Below are 22,935 nucleotides of genomic sequence, written 5' to 3' on the forward strand. Positions count from 1 at the left end.
GCTTCGCCGGCGGTTCTTTGTTTATTCCGCATTAAGGATAGAAAGGGGTGGCCGGCGTAGTAGTCGTGCACCAGCGGGCGTTGAACAGCGATTTGATTAAAATGTTTTTTGCATCATCCGTGCCGATGTACCGGAGCGCTTCGAGCGCATGTGCCCGGACGTAGCGGTTCTCATCGTCCAGGGCAGCCTCCAATGCGGGAACGGCGGAAGCAGCCGCCGGACCGAGCCGGGATAACGAGAGTCCGGCGGTAAACCGAACCTGGACATCCTCATCGGATAAGCAGGCGATGAGACCATCGACCGAAGCGGGTGAAGCTGACCCGATAATGCCGAGCGTCTCGGCAACAGCGCTGCGAATGGCTGCGGAGGAATGGGTTAACAGCTGGCTAAGCGCTTCAATTGCCGGGGCCGCAAGGTGGCGAAGCTCTCCGAGCGCGAATACCGCATGGCATACCGTTTCTTCGCGTTCGTCGGCAAGGGCAGCCGTTAAACCTTCTACAGCATCAGCACCGGCAACGGAAAGCCCGTATGCGGCTGTTCGCGAAATCGATACGTCTTCGTGGCGAAGGCTTGCTATGAGGGCCGAAATGCCTCTTTTACCGTATCGGGCAAGCTCATAGGCTGCGTTCAGCGCGGTCGGTTCAAACGAATGCGCCAAATCCTCGGAAAGCTCGTTTAATTTCGCGCTGTTCTCCTCCCTTGATTCAGCCAGGCTGCCCACGCTTCCGGATAACCAATTCCAGGTTTCTTCCCATAAGGTTTCGTGGAAGGCGATAGGCAGCGAAAGGCCGGAAGGCTCCTGCCATTCGGCTGCCTGATTATCCCATGAAGGTTTAATTGGAGCCTCGGTCCGCATAAATTCGAATTTAAGCATATAGCGTGACTGGCCTAATACATTCGGCGTGGAACGATGCCATATATCGTAATGGATAAGGGCGAACGTCCCGGCTTCACCGCTGGCATAGGCTTCACCTGCCGCCTCGTCGGAAACAAAGGCGCGTGATTCGTAATTTTGCGTGCCGGGCATAACGCCTGTCGGTCCTAGCTCAATCGGCGTGTTTTGCGGAAAATACATGATCATCGCCCACCATGGATGGTGGTTGCGCATACGGGAGTAACCCCAGTAGCTGTCTTTGTGCCAGCCGCCAGCCGCGGCCTGGGCATTATAATGGCCGTGCCGATGCGCATGCAGCATATAGTTGGGTCCGAGCACGCTCGTCAACGCGCCTTGGATGACGGGACTGTCGAATACCTGTTGGATTTCCCGGATTCGCGGCAGTAAATTATTGCCGGGGTTTCCTTCCTCGTCGTAGACCTTCTTTAGCTCGGCGGTCATCGACTGATGAAAGGATTCCGGGAAATCGGTCTTCAAAATCAGGAAGCCTTCCGTAATGAACTTCCGCATTTGTTCGTCTGTCAGCAATAGAGGGGGTTGATTCATAGGGTGATGTCCTCCTAAGATTTGTTGGAATACACCGATTATATGAGATATCAGCCCGGTGCTACATACACGAAACTAAGCGAAGCTTGCATAAAACTAACTTCCTGTTCGGCAGCAAAAAAAGCCGCTTATTTCAGCAGCTTTTTGATCTTGTCCAGCTTTCCGGCGTATGGCGGGAATACGAGGCCCTGCTCGAATACGGTGCTAAGCAAGCGGCCCTAGTCTGACAAATGAGCTTGAAAACGGGTATAATGGGAATAGCTTTTCTCGAAGGAGGCATTTGTAATGGAATGGAATTATTACAATACGTTTATTACGGTATCAGCGGATTGTCCGGTAGAGTTCGGAACGGTGCCGCCGGACAAGAAGGGCGGACGGACAAAGCCGAGCCTTGAATATGAGCTTGCCGCGGGGGAGCCTTACCGCTATACGCAGGAAGAGCTGTTGCTCGAAGTGCATTTGCGCCACAAGGAGATCGCGCCTGAAATAGTAGCTGAACGGGGCGCGGAAATTCGCGAAGCGTTTTTCTCGAAGCCAATGGCATGCATGCGCGCCTCGATGCTTCCGAAGAAATACGGCTGGGGCATTCATTTTAATGAGGCAGGAAAGCTTGCGCTGGTAGCGATGGAGTCTGCTGAATACCATCAATTTGCTGGGGGCACGCAGGAAGGCTTAAAGGTACTTGCCGGGATGCGCAGCAGCAAAAAGTAAGGGCAGTAGAACCAGTCTGCGAAGACAGCGATGTATGAGAGACGAATGAGATAACCATGAGGAGGCTTGCCTATCATGAAACAAAATAAATATGATGAACCCGGCTTTTTCGCGAATTACAGCCGGATGTCCCGTTCGATCGGCGGTCTCGATGCTGCCGGGGAATGGCATGCTTTCCGCGCGATGCTCCCGGAGCTGCGCGATAAAAAGGTGCTGGATCTTGGCTGCGGCTTCGGCTGGCATTGCCGATATGCGCGCGAGCGCGAAGCCCGTTCGGTGGTTGGGACGGATCTCTCGGAGAATATGCTGGAGCGCGCAAGAGCGCTGACGAATGATTCCGAGATTGAGTACCGCCGCTGCGCCATTGAAGATTTCGACTGCAGCGAGGGTGAATTCGACGTGGCGATCAGCTCGCTTGCCTTTCATTATGTCGAGAGCTTCGCCGACGTTTGCCAGAACGTTTACCGGGCTCTTGCTGCGGGAGGTTCCTTTGTGTTCTCGGTTGAGCATCCGATTTTTACGGCGAAGGCGGAGCAGGACTGGCATTACGGCGCTGACGGAGAAAAATTGCATTGGCCTGTCGACGGATACTATAAGGAAGGCGCGAGAGAAGCGAACTTCCTCGATCATACCGTCGTTAAATATCATCGCACCGTGTCCAGTTACGTGAATACACTCCTTGAATCGGGCTTCCGTATCATGAAGCTTTCCGAGCCGCAGCCAACGCAGGAGATGCTGGACCAAATACCGGAAATGCACGACGAGCTCCGCCGCCCCATTTTTCTAATGATCGCAGCGGTTAAAAACTAGAATATGGCATGAAAAGGAAAAAGAAGCGGGGTCGCGGACTCCGCTTCTTTTCGTTGATAAAGCTTTGTGCAACATTTTGTGCAAACGTTGTCATTTTCTTCAAATGGGATGCATATACATGTCGAAAGATGGGAAATACACGAAAAACAATTGACAGCGCTTTAACGGGAGTATTAATATGAGATTGAGCAAACGCTTTCATTCCTGTTTCAGCAGAAATCGTGTTGATTAATGGGGATTGAAATTAAAGTTTGCATTTGTTTTGCTTTTTATGCAAACGATTGCACAATAACTGCCGCACCGTTTAGAGAAGCCGGGAGGTGTTGAAACAACGGGAGAGATGCAAGGAAAAAGTGTTTATTCGAAGGGATTTAAACGAGATTTAACGATAATTTGGGGAGGTTCACACGAATGGGCTTTGCTCTAAAGCGCAAGAAAATGCTGGCTATCCTGTTAATCGCGGCTATGATTTGGTCGATCGCCGGTACGATACCGATGCAGGTCAGCGCTGCGGCACCGAATCAGGTTGTGCTTGTCGGCAATCTGCAGTCCGAGCTGGGTCATACCAAGGATTGGGACCCGGCAGCGGCAGCTACGCAAATGACCGCTAACGGCAATGGCGATTACAGCTTTACGGCCATGCTTCCGGCAGGCGCATATGAATATAAGGTTGCTTTAAACGGCGGCTGGGAAGAAAGCTATGGCTTTAGCAGCTATACGAATCCAAGCGGTGCGGAAAACGGAGGCAATATCAAGCTGAGCCTCGCTGAAGCAGCGGAGGTTACTTTTTACTATAATCACGATACGCATAAGATCGCTGATTCTACCTATTACACGCCGCTGGCAGGCGATAAGCTCCCGCGAATCGTTGGCAGCCTGCAGAAGGTAATCGGCGATCCGGGCAACTGGGCTCCGCAAACGGCGCTCGCTGTGCTGGACGATTCTGATTTTGACGGCGTCTATACGGTCACGAAGGATGTGCCCAAAGGCAATTATGAGTTCAAAATCGTACTCGGAACGACATGGGAGGATGAGGCCTACCCGCAAGAAAATCAAGCGCTTAGTCTTCCTGCGGATCTTCCGGTAACCTTTAAATATGATGCCGGCACTCATGCGGTAGCGGCAGATTTCAAGGCGCCTGTTGAACCGGATCCAGACCCGGACCCGGTCGATCCGACTATCGATCCGGTTCCGGCAAAGCATCTTCGCGTGCACTACAGCCGGACCGATGCCCTTTACGGGAATCAAGGCGTATGGGCATGGGATAACGTCGCTGCTCCATCAACGGGCTGGCCGCTTGGCGCGACCGCTTTTCCGGAAGATAAACGCGACAGCTACGGAGCTTATGTCGACATTCCGCTTGCGGATAACGCCAAAAAAGTAGGCTTCCTTATTGTGAACCGCACCGACGGCGCTAAAGACGGCGGAGATAAAGCCGTAGCGATCAGCACGCCGGAAGTGAATGAGGTTTGGATAGAGCAAGGCTCCGATAAGGTATCCTACTTCGAACCGGTGGAGCTTCCGGCTAACACCGTTCGCATTCACTATGTCAGGGACGATAACAAGCAGAGCGATTTCGGCCTATGGCTCTGGGATCAAGTTTCGGCGCCCTCTACAGGGTGGCCGGCGGGAGCAGCCGCTTTTACAGCGGAGCATGTTGACCGGTATGGCAGCTATGTGGATGTACCGCTTCTAGAAAATGCCCAGAAAATGAGCTTTCTGGTCGTCAACCGCACTTCAGGCGATAAAGACGGCGGGGACCGAACCTTCAGTCTCCTGGACCGCTATAACCAGCTTTGGATTAAAGAGAATGATAACAACGTGTATGTATCCCCTTATTCCGAATTGCCTACAGGGCTTGTGTCCGCCGAAATCCTGTCTGAGAGCAGGCTCCTTCTCGGGTTCACCATGACCGACGGACTCGCAGCGGATGAATTAAAGACGGCGATCACGATTACGGATAAGGACGGAGCAGCCGTTGCCGTCAATCAAGTCACGTTAAACGCGGATAAAAAAACAGCGATTCTCTCGGCGAATATTGAGCTGGACAATGCTCCGCTGAACGTTACCTACCAAGGGAAAACCATAACGGCCGCTTCCGGCTGGAGAATGCTGGATGAGCTGTATGACTATCAGGGCAATGATCTTGGCGCGACCTATGACTCCGGCACCGGCAGCGTTATATTGAAGCTTTGGGCGCCAAAAGCAAGCACTGTCGCTGCCAATGTCTATGCTAAGGATGATGCAGCGCAGCTTGTCGGCAGCGTGGATTTGACGAAAGGCGACAAAGGCGTGTGGACGGCAGCCATTGAGCCGGCCGATTTGGACGGTCATGGCATTACCGATCTAAAGGGTTATTTTTATCAATATGAAGTAACGAATGACGGCGTAACCCAAAACGTACTCGACCCGTACGCGAAATCGATGGCGGAGTTTAGGGTCAATACGAAGGGGGAGACCGGGCCTGACGGCGATGCGGTTGGGAAAGCGGCGATCGTTGATCTGGGCGAGACCGATCCTTCGCCAGATTATGACTTTGCCCAAATCGACGGGTATGAGAAAAGAGAGGATGCAATTATTTGGGAGGCGCATATTCGGGATTTCACTTCCGATCCTTCCGTTGCCGGAGATCTTACGGCGCGTTGGGGCTCCTACAGCGCATTCAAGGATAAACTCGCCTACATCAAATCGCTGGGCGTTACCCATATTCAGTTGCTTCCGGTGATGGCTTGGTATTATGGCGATGAAGCGAACATGGGCGTGAGGGAGAATGCGTATTCGACGCTCGAAAATGAATATAACTGGGGGTATGACCCGCACAGCTATTTCTCGCCGGACGGCGCATATTCGGAAAATGCCAAGGACCCTGAGCTTCGAGTGAAGGAATTAAAAGGACTCATCGATGCGATTCATGAGGAAGGCATGGGAGTCGTGCTCGATGTCGTTTACACCCATATGGCCAAAGCAAGCTTCCTGAACGACATTGTGCCGAACTACTATGCGTTCCAGGATGCGAACGGCAATAACATCGGAGGCTTCGGAAACAATCTGGCAACCTCTCATAAAATGGCGGAGAAGCTGATGGTTGATTCCGTTAAATATTGGTTCGATGAATATAAAATCGACGGTATGCGCTGGGATATGATGGGCGATGCCACGTATGATTCCGTTCAGCATGCCTATGATGCGGCTGCGAGCATTAATCCGAATGCCTTGTTCATCGGGGAAGGCTGGAAAACGTTCGGAGGCGCCGTATCCGATCCTGCCTTAAAGGACAAGGGCGCGGACCAAGCTTGGATGGACAAAACGGACAGCGTCGGCGTTTTCTCGGATGAAATCCGCAATGAATTGAAATCCGGCTTCGGCTCCGAAGGCGAGCCGAGATTCATCACAGGCGGAGAGAGAAGCATCGCTACGATTCTGAATAACATTAAAGGCCAGCCGGGCAATACGCCTGCGGATGATCCGGGGGACATGGTGCAGTATATCGAAGCCCATGACAACCTGCCGCTTTACGATGTCATCGCGCAATCGGTCAAGAAGGATCCTGCCATCGCGGCTAATGATCTGGAAATCCATCAGCGGGTACGGCTGGGCAATTTGCTTATCCTGACGTCGCAGGGAACGGCTTTCCTGCATGCAGGGCAAGAATACGGCCGGACGAAGCAATGGCTCGGTGACGGCATACCGGAGCAGAAATACCATGAGCTTGCGGATGCGTCAGGCACAACGTTCGGTTATTTCATCCATGACTCCTATGACTCCTCCGATGCCATTAACAAGTTTGATTGGCAGAAGGCAACGGATGCCGGGCAATATCCGGTCAATCACGTGACACAGCAGTACACTGCGGGGTTAATCGAGCTTAGAAAGCATACGGATGCGTTCCGTCTCGGCGACAAGGATTTGGTGAATTCCAACGTGACGCTCATTAACGCCGAGGAAATGAAAGCAACGGATCTTGTCATCGGCTATAAAAACAAAGCAACCGACGGCACGGGAAATTATTATGTATTTATGAATGCGGATGATACAGAAAGAACGCTTACGCTTTCGGAGGATTTGACGGGAGGCACGGTCGTTGCAGATAGCGACGAGGCAGGTATTCAGGCTGTTGCTGACCCAACGGGCTTCGAGCTGTCAGCGGGCTCGATTAAGCTTGCTCCTTTGACAGCCGTCATTATTAAGCTGGACGCGGCAGCGCCTGAGCTTACGGGGCTTGAGCTGGACAGCGCGAGCTATTCGCTGCAAGTTGGAACGACGCATCAAACGGCTGTTTTTGCGAAATACAGCGACGGCAGCAAGAAAAAAGTAACGAATGCAGCCGTGTTCTCATCGGCGAAGCCTGAGGCGGCATCCGTTACAGCAGGCGGTCTTGTGACGGCAGTCGGCGCTGGCCAAACGGCGATTACGGTTACGTACAAAGGCATCACGGCAAGCGCGGCGGTTTCGGTTACGACGGATTCGGTAAAGCGTTACGTTCAACTGAACTACATTCGTCCGGATAAAAACTACACGGATTGGAATCTGTGGATTTGGAATACCGGCGTGAAAAATGACCAAATCAATTTCGATAAAGTCGAAAACGGCGTAGCTACGGTCCTGCTGGAAATTTCGGCGGACACGACCAGCGTAGGCTTTGTGCTTCGCAAAGGCACAGACTGGAACACCGCGAAGCAGGATATTCCGGATGACCGGGTCATTCCGATTGCGCCGGGCGCGGCATTTACGAAGGTCAATATTACGAGCATGGTTAGCCAGCCTGATATTTTGCCGACGATTGAAGGGCCTATTCTGAAGGACGGGGGCATTACCTTCCTCTACCGGGATGATCTCTTATTCAAAAGCGGGCAATCCAGCGATTTGACCAGCGTTAAGGTAAAGGTGAACGGTACGGAGCATGATATGGCTTACGATGCTTCGAAGGAATGGTTTGCGTATACGCTTGCTGATGTTGAAGGCGGTACGTACGAGTATACCTTCGTGGTGAAGAAGAAGGACGAAGCGGCAGCGGAAATCAATGATCCGAAAAATACGGTTGACGGCAAATCCGTCATTACGTATCGGAAGCCTGTCGTCACCATGACGGCAACCGTCAGTCCTGCTGCGGTTTCGTACAATGAAAATGCGGTGCTAACGATCAAAGCTGATTTATCGGAAGAGGCAGCTTTTAAGGAAGGTTATATGGACCTAACGGCATTAGGCGGACCGGCTAAGGTGAATATAGATACCAAGCTTCTTGCTCAAACCATTGCGGTCAAGGATACGGTTACTGCTGGCTTAAAGGAAATACCGATTACACTGGTCGACGAGTACGGCAACAAGCATACGCATACGGCCACGGTGACCGTGAAGGCAAGAACGTTTGCCGGAAATCTGGACTTTGATTGGGATGAGGCGCGCATCTATTTCGCGTTAACCGACCGTTTCGCGGACGGAGACGACACAAACAATGCGGACGTGGATAAAGAGCATCTCGAGGCCTATCACGGCGGTGATTTCAGAGGAATGATCGACAAGCTGGATTATTTGCAGGAGCTTGGCATCAATACGCTTTGGATTACACCGATTGTGGATAATATCGATTTCAACAAAGGCGCGGATTTTAACGCCAAGCAATACGGCTACCACGGCTATTGGGCGAAGGATTTCACGAAGCTCGACGAGCATCTCGGCGATATGGAGACGTTCAAGGAGCTGATCAACAAAGCCCATGACAAGGGCATTAAAATCATGGTCGACGTGGTGCTGAACCATACCGGCTATGGCTTGAAAGCGGACGAAGACCGCCCGGGCATTACGCCTGAGGACAAAGCGCGCTTTGACGGCATGCTGAGAACGAACGGGGTTCAAGCCAGCACGAATCCGATCGAAGGGGAGCTGGACCATCTTCCTGACCTTAAGACGGAGGATACTGCCGTACGCGAAAAAATCATCGAATGGCAGGCGGGCTGGTTAGAGCGTGCGAAGACAGAGCGTGGAGATACGATTGATTTCTTCCGCGTAGACACGATCAAGCATGTGGAGAGCACGACATGGAAGGCGTTCAAAAATGCGCTGACAGCCGCGGATCCAAGCTTCAAGCTGATCGGCGAGTATTTTGGCGGTACGGTAGACGGAGACGGTGGCATGCTGCGCAGCGGCCAAATGGACAGCTTGCTCGATTTCAGCTTTAACGACAGAGCGAGAGATTTTGCGAACGGATCCATTGATGCAGTAGACGCTTATTTGGCGGACCGCGAGACCAAGCTGGATAACACGGCAACCATGGGGCAGTTCCTGAGCAGCCATGATGAGGACGGTTTCCTTTCGCATTTTGTTGACGGCGACAAAGGAAAGCTGAAGATCGCGGCAGCTCTGCAAATTACGGCAAAAGGCCAGCCTGTCATTTATTACGGGGAAGAGCTGGGCCGCTCGGGTGCCAATGCGCGCGATATGAGCGCAGGTCTGTTCAGCGAAAACCGGACGGATATGCCTTGGGAGCAGCTGGAAGCGGAGCAGGCGCTTCATGACCATTATGAGAAGCTGCTCAACATTCGGGCTAAATTCTCGAAGGTCTATGCAAAGGGGGCGCGAACGAAGCTTGCGGGCTCGGATGCGCTGGGCCACCTGGCGTTTAACAAACAATTTAACGGCGTAAATGTCGTAACGGTCATTAATACGGCAGCAGACAGCAAATCGGTTGTGCTGACCTCTCCATTCACGGCAGGTGCGGCGGTTAGGGATGAATACAGCGGAACCATGTACACAGTGGCGGCAAATGGCGAATTGACGGTTGCCGTGCCAGGCAGGAATGAAGGCGGAACGGTGATTTTGAGCGAGGTTTCATCCAGTGGCCCATCACCTAGCACACCGCAGGAAACAGATGCTCAAGCCGTGGATGAGAGCAGCTTGAAAACGATCAAGGACGGCAAAGCCACGGTGCAAATAGCCGATGGAAAAAATGCCGTGCAGCTGCCGTTTAAAGCAGCGGATATGCTGGAAGGAAATGACTTGGATCTAAAAGCTAACGGCATTACGATTCATCTGCCGAATGAAGTGCTGGCAGCGGTGCAAGCCCTTGTTCCAGCCGCGCAAGCGGATGGCGCACAGCTTGTATTTGAATTAAAAGCAGTGAAGACGGCGGAAGCGAATGCTTTGCTTGACCGCATAGAAGCGGATCAAACGAAGGTGAAAGCTGTATCCCAGGTGTATGAATTCCATTTAAGCGCAGTCCTGAAGGATGGAAAAACGGTTCAAGCTTCGAAGTTCGAGAAGCCGATCATGCTTACCTTCAAGGTTGATGCGGCAATGAACAAAGACATTGCTGGCGTATATTATCTAAGCGACGACGGCAAGCTTGAATTCGTCGGTGGGACGCAAAACGGCGATTGGATGACGGCAGAGGTATTCCATTTCAGCAAATACGCGGTTCTGGAATATGACAAATCATTTGCTGACGTTCAAGCGAGCCACTGGGCTTCCGCGGCAATAAAGTCGCTTGCGGCGAAGCAAATCGTTAATGGGGTTAACGAGAAAGAGTTTGCTCCGCAAGCAAACGTAACCCGTGCCGAATTCGCAGCCATGCTCATTCGCGCGCTTGGCGTTAAAGCGGAAGGGACCGCGGGCTTCTCCGATTACGAAGCAGGCAAATGGTACTCCGGTTACGCAGCCGCGGCGAGCAAGCTGGGTATCGTAAAAGGACGCAGGGGTAACCGCTTTGCACCGAATGAAATGATTAGCCGCGAGGAGATGGCGGTTATGATTATTAGGGCCTATGAATTGCGCAATGGGAATGAGAGCGCAGCGGAATCGGCAGAAGCAGCGTTTGCCGACCAAAGCCAGATCAGCCCGTGGGCGGCAGCATCCGTATCGGCTGCAGCAGAGCTTGGACTGGTTCAAGGCAGAGCGAACGACGCTTTTGTGCCGAAGGGCAAAATGACGCGTGCCGAAAGCGCGCAGGTTATTTATAACTTGTTGGGTAAATAAACGAAGATGGGCTGTTTCTTTGGTCAATTGACCATTGGAGACAGCCCGTTCTTTAATTTACGCTGCTTCGTAAATGTTTTTGCTGTTATGGCTATTAATGAAATCGTACGTTCCTTCTGCCAGAAAGATGATTTATAATCAATAAATGGAAATTAATTGAAGGCATAGTAACGATTTAAGGGGGCACTCATGATAAAGTCCATACTTTACTTATTCATGTTATTCGTTATTTTTTGTACCGCATGTTCTGGAGAAAACGAGATTTTGGTTGAAAAACAAAGTTTCGTTAGATGGCACGAAAAAGATAGCATTTTAGAAGTATATATTGCAGCAGCCAATAAAACAGATAAAGAAGTTTCATTCGAAGCCTCTATCGTTATGTTAAATCCAGATTTAAAAGATGCGGTTGGCTTTGAGACCAAGCAATTGGAAACGGACGATAGAAACGGCAAAACACCTTTTCTTTTAACCCCGCATACCGAAACCGTTTTTCAACGCGACTTTACGACGGATAGGATATTGACGCAAGAGATGCTAACGAATGGTGTCGGTATCAAAATTACAACTTCAGAAGAAAGCTATACTATGCCAATCAAGTATGGCGAAGTTGAATAAGATCATATTTATGTACTTACCCTAATCTTGGTTTCCGTCGTATTACGCTTGTTGACGTAATGGTGAAGGCTGGCTGCACTGCACAAAATACATTAGAAACCTAACATGAGCCTCGAAGTGATCGGTACATTGCAAAAAATACAACAGAATCAGCACTCGGCTGCGATAAAGAACCGGGGATAGCTGATTCTGCTGTACAAACTACAACGTGGCTCCATTTTGCACGGTTAAAAGAGCATTACATTGTATAAACTGCAGCGTAGTCGTAGAGAAAGCCTGATCATACGGACAGCCTATTCCTTCCCGTGCCGGATAAAGAGCCATACCCCGAACAAAATCAAGGCACCAGCCGCAAGCTGGTAGCCCGTTAAGGCTTCTTTCAAAAGCACCCATGCGAGCAGCGAGGAAATAACGGGCTCGCCGAGTACGGACATCGACACGGCGGCCGCGCTCATATGCTTCAGCAGCCAGTTAAATAGGTAATGGCCGAAAAGCGTAGGAACAATCGCGAGCAGCAGGAATAAGCCCCATTCCTTCGGGCTGTAGCCCGTGAAGGGGTTGCCGCGTACGATATTGTAGAAAGCCAGCGCCGTAGCGGCAAGCGCGAATACCCAGAAGTTATAAGCAAAGGCGCTCATATCCTTCCGCAGCTGCTTGCCGATCAGCATATGGACAGCTACCGCCGCCGCTCCCAGAAAGGATAGAATATCGCCAAGCAGCGCATCGCCGGAGAGGGAGAAATCGCCCGAGCCGATGACGATCGAGCCTGCAAGCGCAAGGCCCATGCCCCACAGCATCATGCGGTTCGCCTTGATCCGGAACAAGAAGTAAGAGCCAAGCATCACCATCACGGGCTCAAGCGTTAAAATAACGGTTGAACTTGCGACGGTCGTAAGGCGCAGGGAAGCCATCCAAAGCATAAAATGAAGGGCAAGCATGACGCCGGAAGCAGCTAACAGCCGCCATTGCCTTGCGCTGAGATGGAACATTTCAGCCCGGTATTTCCATACGAGCGGGAGCATAATGAGGTTGGTTAAATACAGCCTGTACATGGCAATGACGGCCACATCGGCGTCGGACCACCTTACGAAGATGGATGAGAACGAGATGGCGATTATACCGATAACGTATAGCAATTCATAGGTAGCGATTGACTTGGTGCTGCGTTCCATTGTGTTATATCTCCTATACTTGTAAATATCACCTATACTTATAAAACCCCCGACCCTCTCGAAGCGTCTGCTCGTCAAGGGCCAGGGGCTTGTATGATATTCTTGGTTATCCGACTTGTCCGGCGGTAGGCTTAGCGGCGGCCTTCTCCAGCTCGGCGTCAAAATATTGCTGAAGCTCCGCGACCTTCCGTACATCCTCAAACGAGGCTTTGCCGGCAAGATAACGCTCAGCGAAAACTTCCCATTTCGGCACGATTTTCTGCGAGGTCATCGTACGAATCGCATTTTTCACCATGCGGCGTTCCTTGGCATTCGTGTACATATCCTTGAACTGCTGCTTGAGGCTGAGATCCAGCTCGCCGAAGATTTTGCGGAATACTTCGGCCGTCATGCGGGCATCGTCGAGCGCGCGGTGCGCAGACCCTTCTGCCGTAATTTCAAGATCGAGCAGGGCGGCTTCGACGCTGACATCATTCGTGACATTTTTGTACCGGATGTATCCCTTCAGCAGGTCGAAATAATCTGCCGCCATCCAGAAGCTGTCATCAAGCTTATGCATCCGCGTATCGTAGACGATCCGCTTCAAGTCCTCGCCGCCCCAAGTAAACAGCAGGAAAGAGTCGCTTTTGTTCAGCCATGCGGTAAAATCGCGAATAACCTTCGGGAATCGGCTTGCCGTGTCGATGTCTTCCTGCGGAATGCCGGTTTTCTTCTTGATAAAGCTGTTTAGCTTCGCGAAATAAACGGGCTTGATTAATGCGGAAAATTCATCTGTCTGCTCTAATGAGCTATTTAAACGAACCGCTCCGATCTCAATGACCTCCATGGGCAATTCGCTTGCAAACTTACGTCCGTTAAATTCAATATCCAATATAATATAGTCCAAAATCTTAACCTCCGATAGATAGCCTGTGTTCTCCATTCTATCAGAAAAAGCAATCCAGATGGAAACTACAATCTGGTAGAACGCGATTTCGTTTTATTTTGTTCATTTCACCGCTTAGTAAATGATTGTCCCTGGCAGAATGAGGAAAGCAACGGGAATCAGCCGCATCCGGGGAGATGCGGCTGGGGAGAGCGGCATGCTGATCATGCCGCTTGCGGTTCGCGTTAGGAACGCTTCGTACGGCGGGAATTAAGCCACAGCGGAATGCGGAAGATTAAATTGATGAGGAGTACGACAAAGACAAGCACGGCAGCCGCTTTCTGGGCAATTTCCTGCGCATCGCCGACAATGGCCTCGGACTGCACATACCAGAGATGAACCGCCAGCGTGGCGCCGGGCGAGAACAGGCTGAAATCCCACATTTCACCGGAGGTAGTGACGCCCGCGGTCAAAATGATGACGGCACTCTCGCCAAACGCGCGGCCAGCTACCAAGCAGATGCCTGTAATGATGCCGTTTAATGCCGCGGGAATCAGCGCACGGGTGATGGTTTGCAGGTGAGTGCCGCCAAGGGCGAAGGAAGCGTTTTTCAGCTCCTTTGGCACCGAACGTATCGATTCTTCGGTTACGCGGGTCAGCACAGGCAAATTAAGAAAAGCCAAGCTGACCGCGCCTCCAAGAATGGTCAAGCCGATCTCGAAATATTCAACGAACAGCGCTATGCCGAATAGGCCGAAAATAATGGACGGTACCGACGCGAGGCCTTCAACGCATATGCGTACGAACCCGATCAGCTTGTTGTCCGGCGCGAACTCCGCCAAATAAATGCCGGCTGCCATTCCGAGCGGAATGGCGATCAGCAGGGAGATAAACAAAATGTAGAAGGAGTTCAGCAGAGTCGGACCGATCCCTCCGCCCTCGTCAATCTCGCTTGGCAGGCCGAATATGAAGTCCCACGTAATCTTCGGGAGCCCATCCTGCAAAATCAAATAAAGGAGACCGAAAATAAAGGCGATGACCAGAATGCCAAGCGACCAAACGACGCCTGTGAACAAGCGGTCTTTGACACGATTGAGTCCTTTTCTGCCGCTGAACGGATTTGCTAAAGGGTTGATATCGAGTGCTTGCTTCATGCTTGTGACCCCTTTCTTTGCAGCCAGCGAATGGCAACGATCATGAGCAGCGAGATGACGAGGAGCAGGAAGCCCATCAAATAAAGCGCGTAATTCCATGTGGAATCAAAAGGAACATTTGAAATTTGCATCACGATGTTGCTAGTGAGAACGGAGGTCGGCTTCAGCAGGCTGTCGGCCAGCTGCGGCGTATTGCCGATGACCATTACGACAGCCATCGTCTCACCGACTGCGCGCGCCATGCCAAGAATGACAGCATACATGATTCCGCTCTTAGCCGAAGGCAGCAGCACTCTCCATACGGTCTGGAAGCGGGTAGCGCCGAGCGCGTAGGAGGCATCGCTGAATTTGGAAGGAACCGCGCTGATCGCATCATCGCTTATGCGGCTAACGGTTGGAAGGACCATGATGGTAAGCACGAGCGCCGCTGCAAGCAGGCCGTCACCCATGCCGCTTCCGGTTACGTTCCGAATCAAGGGTATTAGGACCGTCAGGCCCAAGTAGCCGTAAACGACGGAGGGGATGCCGACAAGCAGGTCCAGCACCGGACGAAGCATGTTTTTGAGCCAAGGCGGTACAAATACAGATAGAAAGACGGCTATGATCAGCGAAATAGGTACGCAGATCAGCAGCGTTAATGCCGTGAGGGCAAAGGTGCCAAAAATAAAGATCAACGCCCCGTACTGCTCATTCTCCGGATTCCATTCCGCGCTGAAGAAGAAATCCGCCACCGAAATATGGCTGAAGGTCAGCACGCCGGTGCGGAACATCAGCAGCAGGATTAGAAAGAGAATAAGGCAAACAAAGCTGGCTGCCGCGATGCAAAGGTAACGAAAGAGACGGTTGGTGAAGAACAGGCGGGATCTTCGATCAAAAGGCTTGCTGCTGCCAGCCAAGATGGCTTTGCCGAGCTCGGCGGAAAGCCGCGGCCGCGACTGCCGCCCGGCATGAGTGGATTCCAACATAGACGGTAAGCTCCTCTAAGCAAAAGCGGTCGGAAGCCGGTCGTTCTGAAGGCTTCGGGACGCTTTTCGCTATGAAATATAAATGGAAATCATGATTAATGCCATGGAAGGAAAAGACGGCCGACTCAGGCGCTTATTCGCGCAAGCCGACCGCTCCTTTGTGAAAAGACTATTTGATGGCCGAGATCGGAATGAATTTAAGCTTCTTGAGCGAACCGTTTTGGAACTTCGTGCTTTGAACATATTTGATGAATTCTTTTGTTGCGCCGGTCGGCTCGCCTTTTGTCATATAGTAGCCGTAGCCCCATACCTTGTACTTGCCGTTAATGACATTGGCTTCCGTTGGAGCAATATCGTTGATTTTTACAGCCGTCATTTTGTCGGTAACATAAGCAAGATCCATATAACCAATGGCATTAGGGGTAGTTTCGATAGCGGACTTCATATCGCCGCTCGTTTTTACTTCCTTGTAATTGTCGCCTTTGGTCATGAAATCAGTACCGTTAAGCGCTTTGTCTTGGAAGTTTACGCGGGTGCCTGAACCAAACGTACGGTTTACAACGATGATTTCGGCATCCTTGCCGCCGACTTCTTTCCAGTTTTTGATTTTTCCGGAGAAGATGCCTTGCAGTTCTTTTGTCGTTAGGTTTGTTGCGGTTACGTTCTTGTTAACAACGGCAGCAAAAGGAATGATGGCTACTTTATGGGCAACTTGCCCTTCGAATTTCTTGAAGCCGGGAACATCCTTGGAAGCATCCCAGTCAACGGCACCGATGTTGGCAATGCCTTTGCGCACGGCTTGCGGTCCAGTGATCGAGCCGGCAGCGGATGCGGAAATTTTTACTTTTGGATTGAGTTTTTTGAACTCGTTAGCCGCTTGAAGCGTCAACGGCAGAAGGGCAGAGGAACCGTTGATGACGATTTTGCCGCTTAGCTTGCTGGCTGCGGTAACGGCAGGCGTGGAAGCAGGGACGGAGCTGAAGCCGACTACGGCGATGAGCGCCGCGATCGTTAATTGTTTAAACCATTTCATTAGGAATGACCTCCATAAATTAGTTAGTTATGTTTTTCCAGCTGCCGTTAGTTGAAACAGCCAGCTGACCGTCAATCAGTACCGCGATATCCGAGTTGTTCGAAACCACGAGCTCCGAAGCGCTGTCCGATACCGTTTGTACGAGTTTGCTTGCGCCTGTTGCGCTGTCGATCTCATAGATGGCGTTGGTGCTGTTGCCGTCTGCTGTAAGCAGATAAAGCTTGCTTCCACTTTGAACCAGCTGATAAACATCCTTGTCAGCGAAGAGAGGCGTGCTTGCTTTTCCCGCATTGTCTACCGTAACCAGCTGTCCAATGCTTGCATCGTCCGCGCTAACGCTGACGTAGCTGACTTTGGAGCCGTCTGACGAGAGCGTTAGGAAAACCTTATCGGCCGTATCTTTTGTAAGCTGCAGCGGTTTATTGTCTGCTGCCTTGGCATTGTAGAAGTAGATTTGCGGCTCCGTGCCCGTTGCATCGATCGCGACATCGTCAAGTTCAACGTCCTTGCTGCTGTCTGCGGTAACTTTCGGCTGCTTGAAGACGTAGAAAGCGAATTGCGTACCGTCGGCAGATACCTCAAGGTTTGCTTTGTAGTCAACCTTGTCTTCCAGAACTTTGGTCACTTTGCCGTCCGATACGTCAACCTTTGCGATAATCGAGCTTTTGTCGCCTTGCAGGAAGAAGAGGGAAGAGCCGTCGCTTGACCATTGCAGCTCATTTTTAATGGAGCTGTCCGTGCTTACCTGCTTCGACTGCTTGGTGCTCAGGTCAATCGTGAACACGGCACCGTTCGCATCGGAGTAAGCGACGCTTTTGCCATCCGGAGAAAGAACGAGGTCAGAAGCGCCTTCGGACTTCAGCAGCAGCTCGTTTTTGCCAGTAGCGGCATCAACCAAGAAATCCTCGCGTCCTTCGCCTGCTGTGTTAGATACGATCAGCTGGGAAGCATTAACCCAAATCGCATGCTCTGCTCCGTCAAGCAGGTTCACCGTGCTGATCGCGTTGTTCTCAAAGCTGCCGCCAAGCGCTTTAACGAATGCAGCAGGTTCGATGAACGTAGAGTACGCGACTTCCTTTACCGGATGCGAAAGCGGAGTGGCTGCGCCGTTAACCGTAATGGATTTCGAAGCGTTTTTCAGCTTCAGCGTGTTCTCGCCGAATTTGACGACAACCGTATGATCGCTGTTGATATGCAGCGTAGCGCCAATTGCGTTCGTGATGTCGCGAACGGAAGCGAGTGTAACGCCTCCGTCTACAATCGTGCGGATGGATACCGGATTTGCGTTAACGAGAAAGCTGGAAGCATTGATTTGCACCGTGTGGTTTCCGGCTGCCGTTTGTGCGAATACCGGAGTGACTGCCGATGCGCTTAGTGCTGCTGCGATCATAGAGATGGCCATTGCTTTTTTCATTTGCATGGAATAGGATCACCTTTCTCAATTGGGAATTTAGTATAAACCGAATCTCCGACGTCTTGGTCGGTATGTATGTGGCTTGATCCCTCCCAGGCAGCGATAGTCCGGAACATTTTTATAGCATGTCGTTCATTTCTACTAGATCATATCAACTATTTATTATCCCATTATTTAGAAAATTTATTGAAATTGTAAAAGAAAGGAGGTATATCGAACTAGATTTCGATACTTTAATAGGAGAGGAGAAAAGGATGAAAGCGATATTCGAAAATACGCAAGTCAACGTTTGGCGGCTATTATATCGGCACCGAACGGAGCCTAGATATCGGGTGACTGCAACCTTTTTGGCCGCGGAGCCGTTCAATGAAGTGAACGTAAAAAACGAACAGAAGAGGTGGACGACCATGAAGAATCGAATGCGCACAGCCATCGCAGCGGTCGCAGTCATGCTTTCTGCATCCATAACATCGCATGCCTTCGCAGCGGCTCCCTTTGGCGATATCGCTAGTTCAGGAAACAAAGCCAAAATTGAAGCCTTGCAGCAGCAAGGGATCATAAAAGGGGTGAGCGATACGGCATTCCATCCCGAGGACAATCTAACTGCCGCACAGGGCATTTCCTTAATCGTGAGAACGACGCAGATCAGCCTGGCAGCCATTGATTTCAAAAAAGCGCCTCTAGCGGATGACTATTATACGAAGGTGAAAAATGACGCATGGTTTGCGGAAGATTTTATTATCGCGCATTACAACGGTCTCGATATCCCGGCGGATATTGATCCGGCTGCTCCGCTAACGAAGGAACAGTTTACGCATTACCTCGTACAAGCGCTTGAGCTTACAGGCCAATATCCGACGGTCAAAATGTTTATTCCCATTCAAGACGAGAAGGATATTACGGTTGATTACCAGGGCACCATTCAGCGGGCGCTCCTTTACAAAATCGTCTCCTTGGACGAAGAAGGAAACTTTGATCCTTCGCATGTCTTAACTCGCGCGGAAGCTGCGGCGATTCTTTATGATACGAAGGCGTTTATTGAAGCGCATAAAGAGAATCCCGTTCCGGAGCCGGAAACGAGCGCATAACCCTTGTTACGCATAAAAGCAGCCGATCGGACTTTTGAAGTCGGGTCAGCTGCTTTTTTTGTTATATTTATTTAATCATTTACCTATTTTGTCCGAGCATAGCTATCATTCCAAGCGGAGTAGTAAGAAATAAAGTGTAATCTTTATTTATATCATATTGCTAATTTAAAAATCAATAGAAAAACAAAAAAAGCCTTGAATTATTTTCCAGGCTGTAGTATCTTCTGTATAGGATATGACTAAGGGAGGTGAGCGGGCATGGAAAAGATGGCAATGCAAATGATGATGAACATGTGTATGGAAGAAATGATGTGCAAGATGAAGTCCATGAAGATGATGATGGACATGATGACGGAAATGAAAATGATGGACAGCATGGATATGAACATGATGATGATGAAGATGCAAGAGTGTGACGAAATGTCTACGATGATGATGAAGATGATGCGTGATATGGAGCAAGTATCGATGTAATGCATATTATCTATGAATCTAGCCATTCATAGACGGGATCGGCAGAGCAGGTTGCTGCATGCCTTGGTTAATAGCTTTACCCTACATAGCTAAGCAGAGCAGATCACTGCATGCAGGCTTTTTTTTTATTTCCGAATGTTTATGGAAGATATAACCCCGTTTAATCGCCTTATAATGCATAGTGGGCCTTTAGCTTGCTGGCAATCATCACCCGTTGAAGCTTGAACTCCCAAACTTTCTCTCTAAGCTGTTTTTGCAGCTGCTCCGAATTTTGCGCATTCCGAAGCTGTTCATAGATATCGAGCATTTTCCGGTTAATGTTATCAAAACGAAGCCATAAATCCACGCGAATGCCATGCTCGATTTCGAGGCGGATGTGGTTATCCTTTGCATGCAGAGTTTGGATGATTTGCTGCTGCCATTCGGTATCCTGAACGGTTACGGCAAAGTTATAGAGATCCAGATAATCGTCAACCCATTTTGCGGCAACTTGTTTCTCGGAATAAGTCATGCGGAGCAGCTCCAATCTCTATATTGTTCTTATACCGAGTATTATACTAGGAATTAAAGGAATTGCAAGTGGTTTATTTCATGAGGTTTAGGTGGAAATGTTGCATAAAGAATCCTGGTGCGACGAGGTTAATGGCGTTAACTCCATGCATATGAAAAACACGCCAGTAATTCCAATTTATTTAGTCGGAATTAACGACGTGTGTTTACGGGAATTCTAGAGAGCGTTAATTTTCGCAACTGCTCCTTTTTTAAAAGCGGCAAATACGGCAAAGCCGTGATGCTTATAAATGCAGTCGGCGTTGACAAATCCGGCTTCGCAAAGCCATTTTATCTGATCCTGCACACTCGCGTTGATGTCCACCTCACGGCGTTTAATGGACGCTTCAATCGCGTCGTTGGACAGTCCGCTTTTCTGAATCGCGCTTTTCCACTGCGACATGTAGTATTCGTTCCAAAAAGGAGTCGAACCCGCGGCTTGATCGGCATTAACGAAAACGCCGCCGTCGACTAACCGCTCATGAATGATGGAGAAAAGCTCCCGTTTGGCGGGGTGCGTCAAATGGTGAATGGAGAGGGAGGAGATAACGGCATCGTATTTGCCCGTATAGGGATAATTCGAATAATCAGCTGCGATATAGTTAAATGCGGGATCATTTCCAAAACGAACGCGTGCTTCTTTCAGCATTTCCTCGCTTAGATCGATTAAGGTGAAATGGGCAAGCGGATATTTACTGCGTATAAAGGCTGTGAAAAGTCCTGTGCCTGCCCCTAAGTCCAAAATACGGGGAGCGGGATTCGCGCATGCAACGGCATCGGCTGCCATGCCGTAAAAGTCATCGAAGCAAGGGATAAGCTGCCTGCGCTGCCGATCATAACTCGGGGCAACGGCATCAAAATGTTTTTTTACGATATCACTCATGAAATAGCCTCCTTGATCTATAAATGTGCTCCTGCTGCGCTTCCGGGTTAAGTTATATAGTATTTTACAGGTTCTTTGTTAATTTCGAAAATATATAAAATAAATAATCTTTATAGGTATTGACTATAAACGACTGGAGTTCATAAGTTAAAAAATGGGTATTGCGCATCCGGGTATTTGATGTTATTATTGTGAAAATTTCATGAGTATCGTTAATTCTAAATGACAAGCTAAATAGCTTTTACATTCTATGACGAGAAAGAGTACGTTACGGGCCTGATCGAACAGAGAGTTGGGGCAGCTGAAAACCAACGTTCGGGTACTAACGGAAAGCCATCTCCGAGAAGCAGGCTGAACGAGAGTAAGCTCTGCCGCATTTCCAGCGTTAACGGGAACATGCATTGATTGATGCATGAGCAGAGTGTCGCGCTTTGGCGTGAAACTAGGGTGGTAACACGGGTGGAGACTCGTCCCTTTATAGGGATGGGTCTCTTTTTTTTTGTTTATTTATCTCCGCGAAACGAGCTTTTGCCGACAAAAGACGGCTGCAGACGTTTACGCTTATCACAGAATCTACATTTAGGAGGAAAAGACATGAAAACATGGTCGATGAGCGAGCAGATCTCGCCGATAGTGCAGCAAATCCCGCCTTCGGGCATTCGTAAATTTTTTAGCTTGGCTGAGGGGAACAAGGATATCATCTCGCTGGGTGTAGGAGAGCCTGATTTCGTTACGCCGGAGCATGTGCGGGCAGCTTGCGTGAGAGCGCTGGAGCTCGGAAAAACCTCCTATACGCCTAATGCGGGATTGCTGGAGCTGAGGGAAGAGATTGGGATCTATTTGCACAATAGCTTCCAAGTGCAATATGAACCCGAGAACGAGATTATCGTTACCGTCGGCGGCAGCGAGGCGATTGATCTTGCGCTGCGGGCTTTAATCGGGCCAGGCGATGAAATTCTAGTTCCCGTTCCAAGCTATATTGCCTATTCACCGATCGCGCAGTTGAACGGCGGGAAGGTCATCGAGGTGGAGACGTTTGCGAAGGATCAGTTTAAAGTGACGGCCGAGGCTTTGAAGGCTGCGCTCACTCCGCGCTCGAAGGTGCTGATTATTAACTACCCTAACAATCCGACGGGCGGAATCATGAAACATGAAGACTGGCTTCCGATCGCCAAGTTGGTCGAGGAGAACAATCTGATCGTCATATCGGATGAGATTTATGCAGAGCTCACCTACGATGGGAAGCACGTGAGCTTCGCCTCGCTGCCGGGCATGAAAGAAAGAACGCTGCTGATCAGCGGCTTCTCGAAAGCTTTTGCGATGACAGGCTGGCGGATCGGCTATGCTTGCGGACATCGGGAGCTCATCGCCGCCATGCTGAAAATCCACCAATATACCGTTATGTGTGCACCTATAATCGGTCAAATCGCGGCGATTGAATCGCTGCGGAACGGCTTGGAGGAAAAGGACATGATGATCGATGCTTACGCGCAGCGGAGGCGGATGTTCGTCAAAGGCTTACGGGATATCGGATTGCCGTGCCATGAGCCGCGCGGGGCGTTTTATGCCTTTCCGTCGATTGCGCATACGGGACTTGATTCCGATGCTTTTGCACAGAAGCTGCTGTTCGAAGCCGGGGTCGCAACGGTTCCCGGGCATGTGTTTGGGCTTGGCGGAGAAGGCTTTCTTCGCTGCTCCTATGCATCGTCGGTAGCTAGGCTAGCCGAAGCGTTGGATCGCATGGATCGCTGCTTGCGTGCTGCGGGTATGTAAGGCGATAAGAAAAGGGAGCA

Annotated in this window: 16 protein-coding genes and 1 other annotated feature; of the genes, 7 read left to right on the forward strand and 9 right to left on the reverse strand. The window is 50.4% G+C overall.

What is annotated here, in order from left to right:
- Positions 1-31: 31 nt before the first annotated feature.
- Positions 32-1,441 (reverse strand): HEAT repeat domain-containing protein, encoded by a 1,410-nt coding sequence (locus MRBLPE1_RS25115; protein WP_364150707.1) that lies wholly within the window; start codon positions 1,439-1,441, stop codon positions 32-34.
- A 285-nt stretch (positions 1,442-1,726) separates the two neighbouring features.
- Between MRBLPE1_RS25115 and MRBLPE1_RS25120 the strand changes: the two genes are divergently transcribed.
- The 4 genes from MRBLPE1_RS25120 (at position 1,727) to MRBLPE1_RS25135 (ending at position 11,545) form a co-directional block, all read left to right on the forward strand.
- Complete coding sequence (locus MRBLPE1_RS25120; RefSeq protein WP_364150710.1) at positions 1,727-2,152, forward strand: DUF6157 family protein; 426 nt, start codon at positions 1,727-1,729, stop codon at positions 2,150-2,152.
- A 75-nt stretch (positions 2,153-2,227) separates the two neighbouring features.
- Positions 2,228-2,962 (forward strand): class I SAM-dependent methyltransferase, encoded by a 735-nt coding sequence (locus MRBLPE1_RS25125; protein ID WP_364150713.1) that lies wholly within the window; start codon positions 2,228-2,230, stop codon positions 2,960-2,962.
- Between the two features lie 411 nt (positions 2,963-3,373).
- Positions 3,374-10,930 (forward strand): pullulanase, encoded by a 7,557-nt coding sequence (locus tag MRBLPE1_RS25130; RefSeq protein ID WP_364150716.1) that lies wholly within the window; start codon positions 3,374-3,376, stop codon positions 10,928-10,930.
- 189 nt (positions 10,931-11,119) lie between these two features.
- A complete protein-coding gene (locus MRBLPE1_RS25135) occupies positions 11,120-11,545 on the forward strand; it encodes a hypothetical protein (protein ID WP_364150719.1) in 426 nt (141 codons plus the stop codon).
- A 293-nt stretch (positions 11,546-11,838) separates the two neighbouring features.
- Here MRBLPE1_RS25135 and MRBLPE1_RS25140 read toward each other — a convergent pair whose 3' ends face one another.
- From MRBLPE1_RS25140 to MRBLPE1_RS25165, 6 genes are all read right to left on the reverse strand, one after another.
- Positions 11,839-12,717, reverse strand: coding sequence for a DMT family transporter (locus tag MRBLPE1_RS25140; protein ID WP_364150722.1), 879 nt, complete (start codon positions 12,715-12,717; stop codon positions 11,839-11,841).
- A gap of 106 nt (positions 12,718-12,823) precedes the next feature.
- Entirely contained in the window at positions 12,824-13,603 is a 780-nt protein-coding gene (locus tag MRBLPE1_RS25145; protein ID WP_364150725.1) for a 3'-5' exonuclease, read from the reverse strand.
- A 224-nt stretch (positions 13,604-13,827) separates the two neighbouring features.
- On the reverse strand, positions 13,828-14,736 hold the full coding sequence (pstA, locus tag MRBLPE1_RS25150; protein ID WP_364150728.1) for a phosphate ABC transporter permease PstA: 909 nt from the start codon (positions 14,734-14,736) through the stop codon (positions 13,828-13,830).
- Positions 14,733-15,701: a phosphate ABC transporter permease subunit PstC gene (gene pstC, locus MRBLPE1_RS25155; protein WP_364150730.1), complete on the reverse strand. Its 969-nt coding sequence runs from the start codon at positions 15,699-15,701 to the stop codon at positions 14,733-14,735. Before pstC ends, pstA begins: the two co-directional genes overlap by 4 nt.
- 169 nt (positions 15,702-15,870) lie before the next feature.
- Positions 15,871-16,734, reverse strand: coding sequence for a phosphate ABC transporter substrate-binding protein (locus tag MRBLPE1_RS25160; protein ID WP_364150733.1), 864 nt, complete (start codon positions 16,732-16,734; stop codon positions 15,871-15,873).
- Positions 16,735-16,753: 19 nt separating this feature from the next.
- Positions 16,754-18,154: a stalk domain-containing protein gene (locus tag MRBLPE1_RS25165; RefSeq protein ID WP_364150736.1), complete on the reverse strand. Its 1,401-nt coding sequence runs from the start codon at positions 18,152-18,154 to the stop codon at positions 16,754-16,756.
- 248 nt (positions 18,155-18,402) lie between these two features.
- Here MRBLPE1_RS25165 and MRBLPE1_RS25170 point away from each other — a divergent pair, with 248 nt between their 5' ends.
- Together MRBLPE1_RS25170 and MRBLPE1_RS25175 are read left to right on the forward strand one after the other, a co-directional pair.
- Positions 18,403-19,236 carry an S-layer homology domain-containing protein gene (locus MRBLPE1_RS25170; protein WP_364150738.1) on the forward strand — a complete coding sequence of 278 codons (834 nt, stop codon included), beginning with the start codon at positions 18,403-18,405 and terminating at the stop codon, positions 19,234-19,236.
- A gap of 258 nt (positions 19,237-19,494) precedes the next feature.
- Positions 19,495-19,710, forward strand: coding sequence for a hypothetical protein (locus MRBLPE1_RS25175; RefSeq protein ID WP_364150741.1), 216 nt, complete (start codon positions 19,495-19,497; stop codon positions 19,708-19,710).
- Positions 19,711-19,879: 169 nt separating this feature from the next.
- Here the strand turns inward: MRBLPE1_RS25175 and MRBLPE1_RS25180 are convergent, their stop codons facing one another.
- Complete coding sequence (locus tag MRBLPE1_RS25180; protein ID WP_364150744.1) at positions 19,880-20,221, reverse strand: hypothetical protein; 342 nt, start codon at positions 20,219-20,221, stop codon at positions 19,880-19,882.
- Between the two features lie 216 nt (positions 20,222-20,437).
- On the reverse strand, positions 20,438-21,142 hold the full coding sequence (locus MRBLPE1_RS25185; RefSeq protein WP_364150747.1) for a class I SAM-dependent methyltransferase: 705 nt from the start codon (positions 21,140-21,142) through the stop codon (positions 20,438-20,440).
- Between the two features lie 241 nt (positions 21,143-21,383).
- Positions 21,384-21,620, forward strand: a binding site (T-box leader).
- 116 nt (positions 21,621-21,736) lie between these two features.
- Here MRBLPE1_RS25185 and MRBLPE1_RS25190 point away from each other — a divergent pair.
- On the forward strand, positions 21,737-22,915 hold the full coding sequence (locus MRBLPE1_RS25190) for an aminotransferase class I/II-fold pyridoxal phosphate-dependent enzyme (RefSeq protein WP_364150749.1): 1,179 nt from the start codon (positions 21,737-21,739) through the stop codon (positions 22,913-22,915).
- Positions 22,916-22,935 lie beyond the last annotated feature (20 nt).

This window comes from Paenibacillus sp. LPE1-1-1.1 (genome assembly GCF_040676435.1).
GTDB lineage: Bacteria > Bacillota > Bacilli > Paenibacillales > Paenibacillaceae > Pristimantibacillus.

What these genes read in the sequence shown, in the direction of transcription:
- MRBLPE1_RS25115 (WP_364150707.1), bottom strand. Translation starts at nt 1,441, where the DNA reads ATGAATCAACCCCCTCTATTGCTGACAGACGAACAAATGCGGAAGTTC.
- MRBLPE1_RS25120 (WP_364150710.1), top strand. Translation starts at nt 1,727, where the DNA reads ATGGAATGGAATTATTACAATACGTTTATTACGGTATCAGCGGATTGT.
- MRBLPE1_RS25125 (WP_364150713.1), top strand. Translation starts at nt 2,228, where the DNA reads ATGAAACAAAATAAATATGATGAACCCGGCTTTTTCGCGAATTACAGC.
- MRBLPE1_RS25130 (WP_364150716.1), top strand. Translation starts at nt 3,374, where the DNA reads ATGGGCTTTGCTCTAAAGCGCAAGAAAATGCTGGCTATCCTGTTAATC.
- MRBLPE1_RS25135 (WP_364150719.1), top strand. Translation starts at nt 11,120, where the DNA reads ATGATAAAGTCCATACTTTACTTATTCATGTTATTCGTTATTTTTTGT.
- MRBLPE1_RS25140 (WP_364150722.1), bottom strand. Translation starts at nt 12,717, where the DNA reads ATGGAACGCAGCACCAAGTCAATCGCTACCTATGAATTGCTATACGTT.
- pstA (WP_364150728.1), bottom strand. Translation starts at nt 14,736, where the DNA reads ATGAAGCAAGCACTCGATATCAACCCTTTAGCAAATCCGTTCAGCGGC.
- pstC (WP_364150730.1), bottom strand. Translation starts at nt 15,701, where the DNA reads ATGTTGGAATCCACTCATGCCGGGCGGCAGTCGCGGCCGCGGCTTTCC.
- MRBLPE1_RS25160 (WP_364150733.1), bottom strand. Translation starts at nt 16,734, where the DNA reads ATGAAATGGTTTAAACAATTAACGATCGCGGCGCTCATCGCCGTAGTC.
- MRBLPE1_RS25165 (WP_364150736.1), bottom strand. Translation starts at nt 18,154, where the DNA reads ATGCAAATGAAAAAAGCAATGGCCATCTCTATGATCGCAGCAGCACTA.
- MRBLPE1_RS25170 (WP_364150738.1), top strand. Translation starts at nt 18,403, where the DNA reads ATGAAAGCGATATTCGAAAATACGCAAGTCAACGTTTGGCGGCTATTA.
- MRBLPE1_RS25175 (WP_364150741.1), top strand. Translation starts at nt 19,495, where the DNA reads ATGGAAAAGATGGCAATGCAAATGATGATGAACATGTGTATGGAAGAA.
- MRBLPE1_RS25180 (WP_364150744.1), bottom strand. Translation starts at nt 20,221, where the DNA reads ATGACTTATTCCGAGAAACAAGTTGCCGCAAAATGGGTTGACGATTAT.
- MRBLPE1_RS25185 (WP_364150747.1), bottom strand. Translation starts at nt 21,142, where the DNA reads ATGAGTGATATCGTAAAAAAACATTTTGATGCCGTTGCCCCGAGTTAT.
- MRBLPE1_RS25190 (WP_364150749.1), top strand. Translation starts at nt 21,737, where the DNA reads ATGAAAACATGGTCGATGAGCGAGCAGATCTCGCCGATAGTGCAGCAA.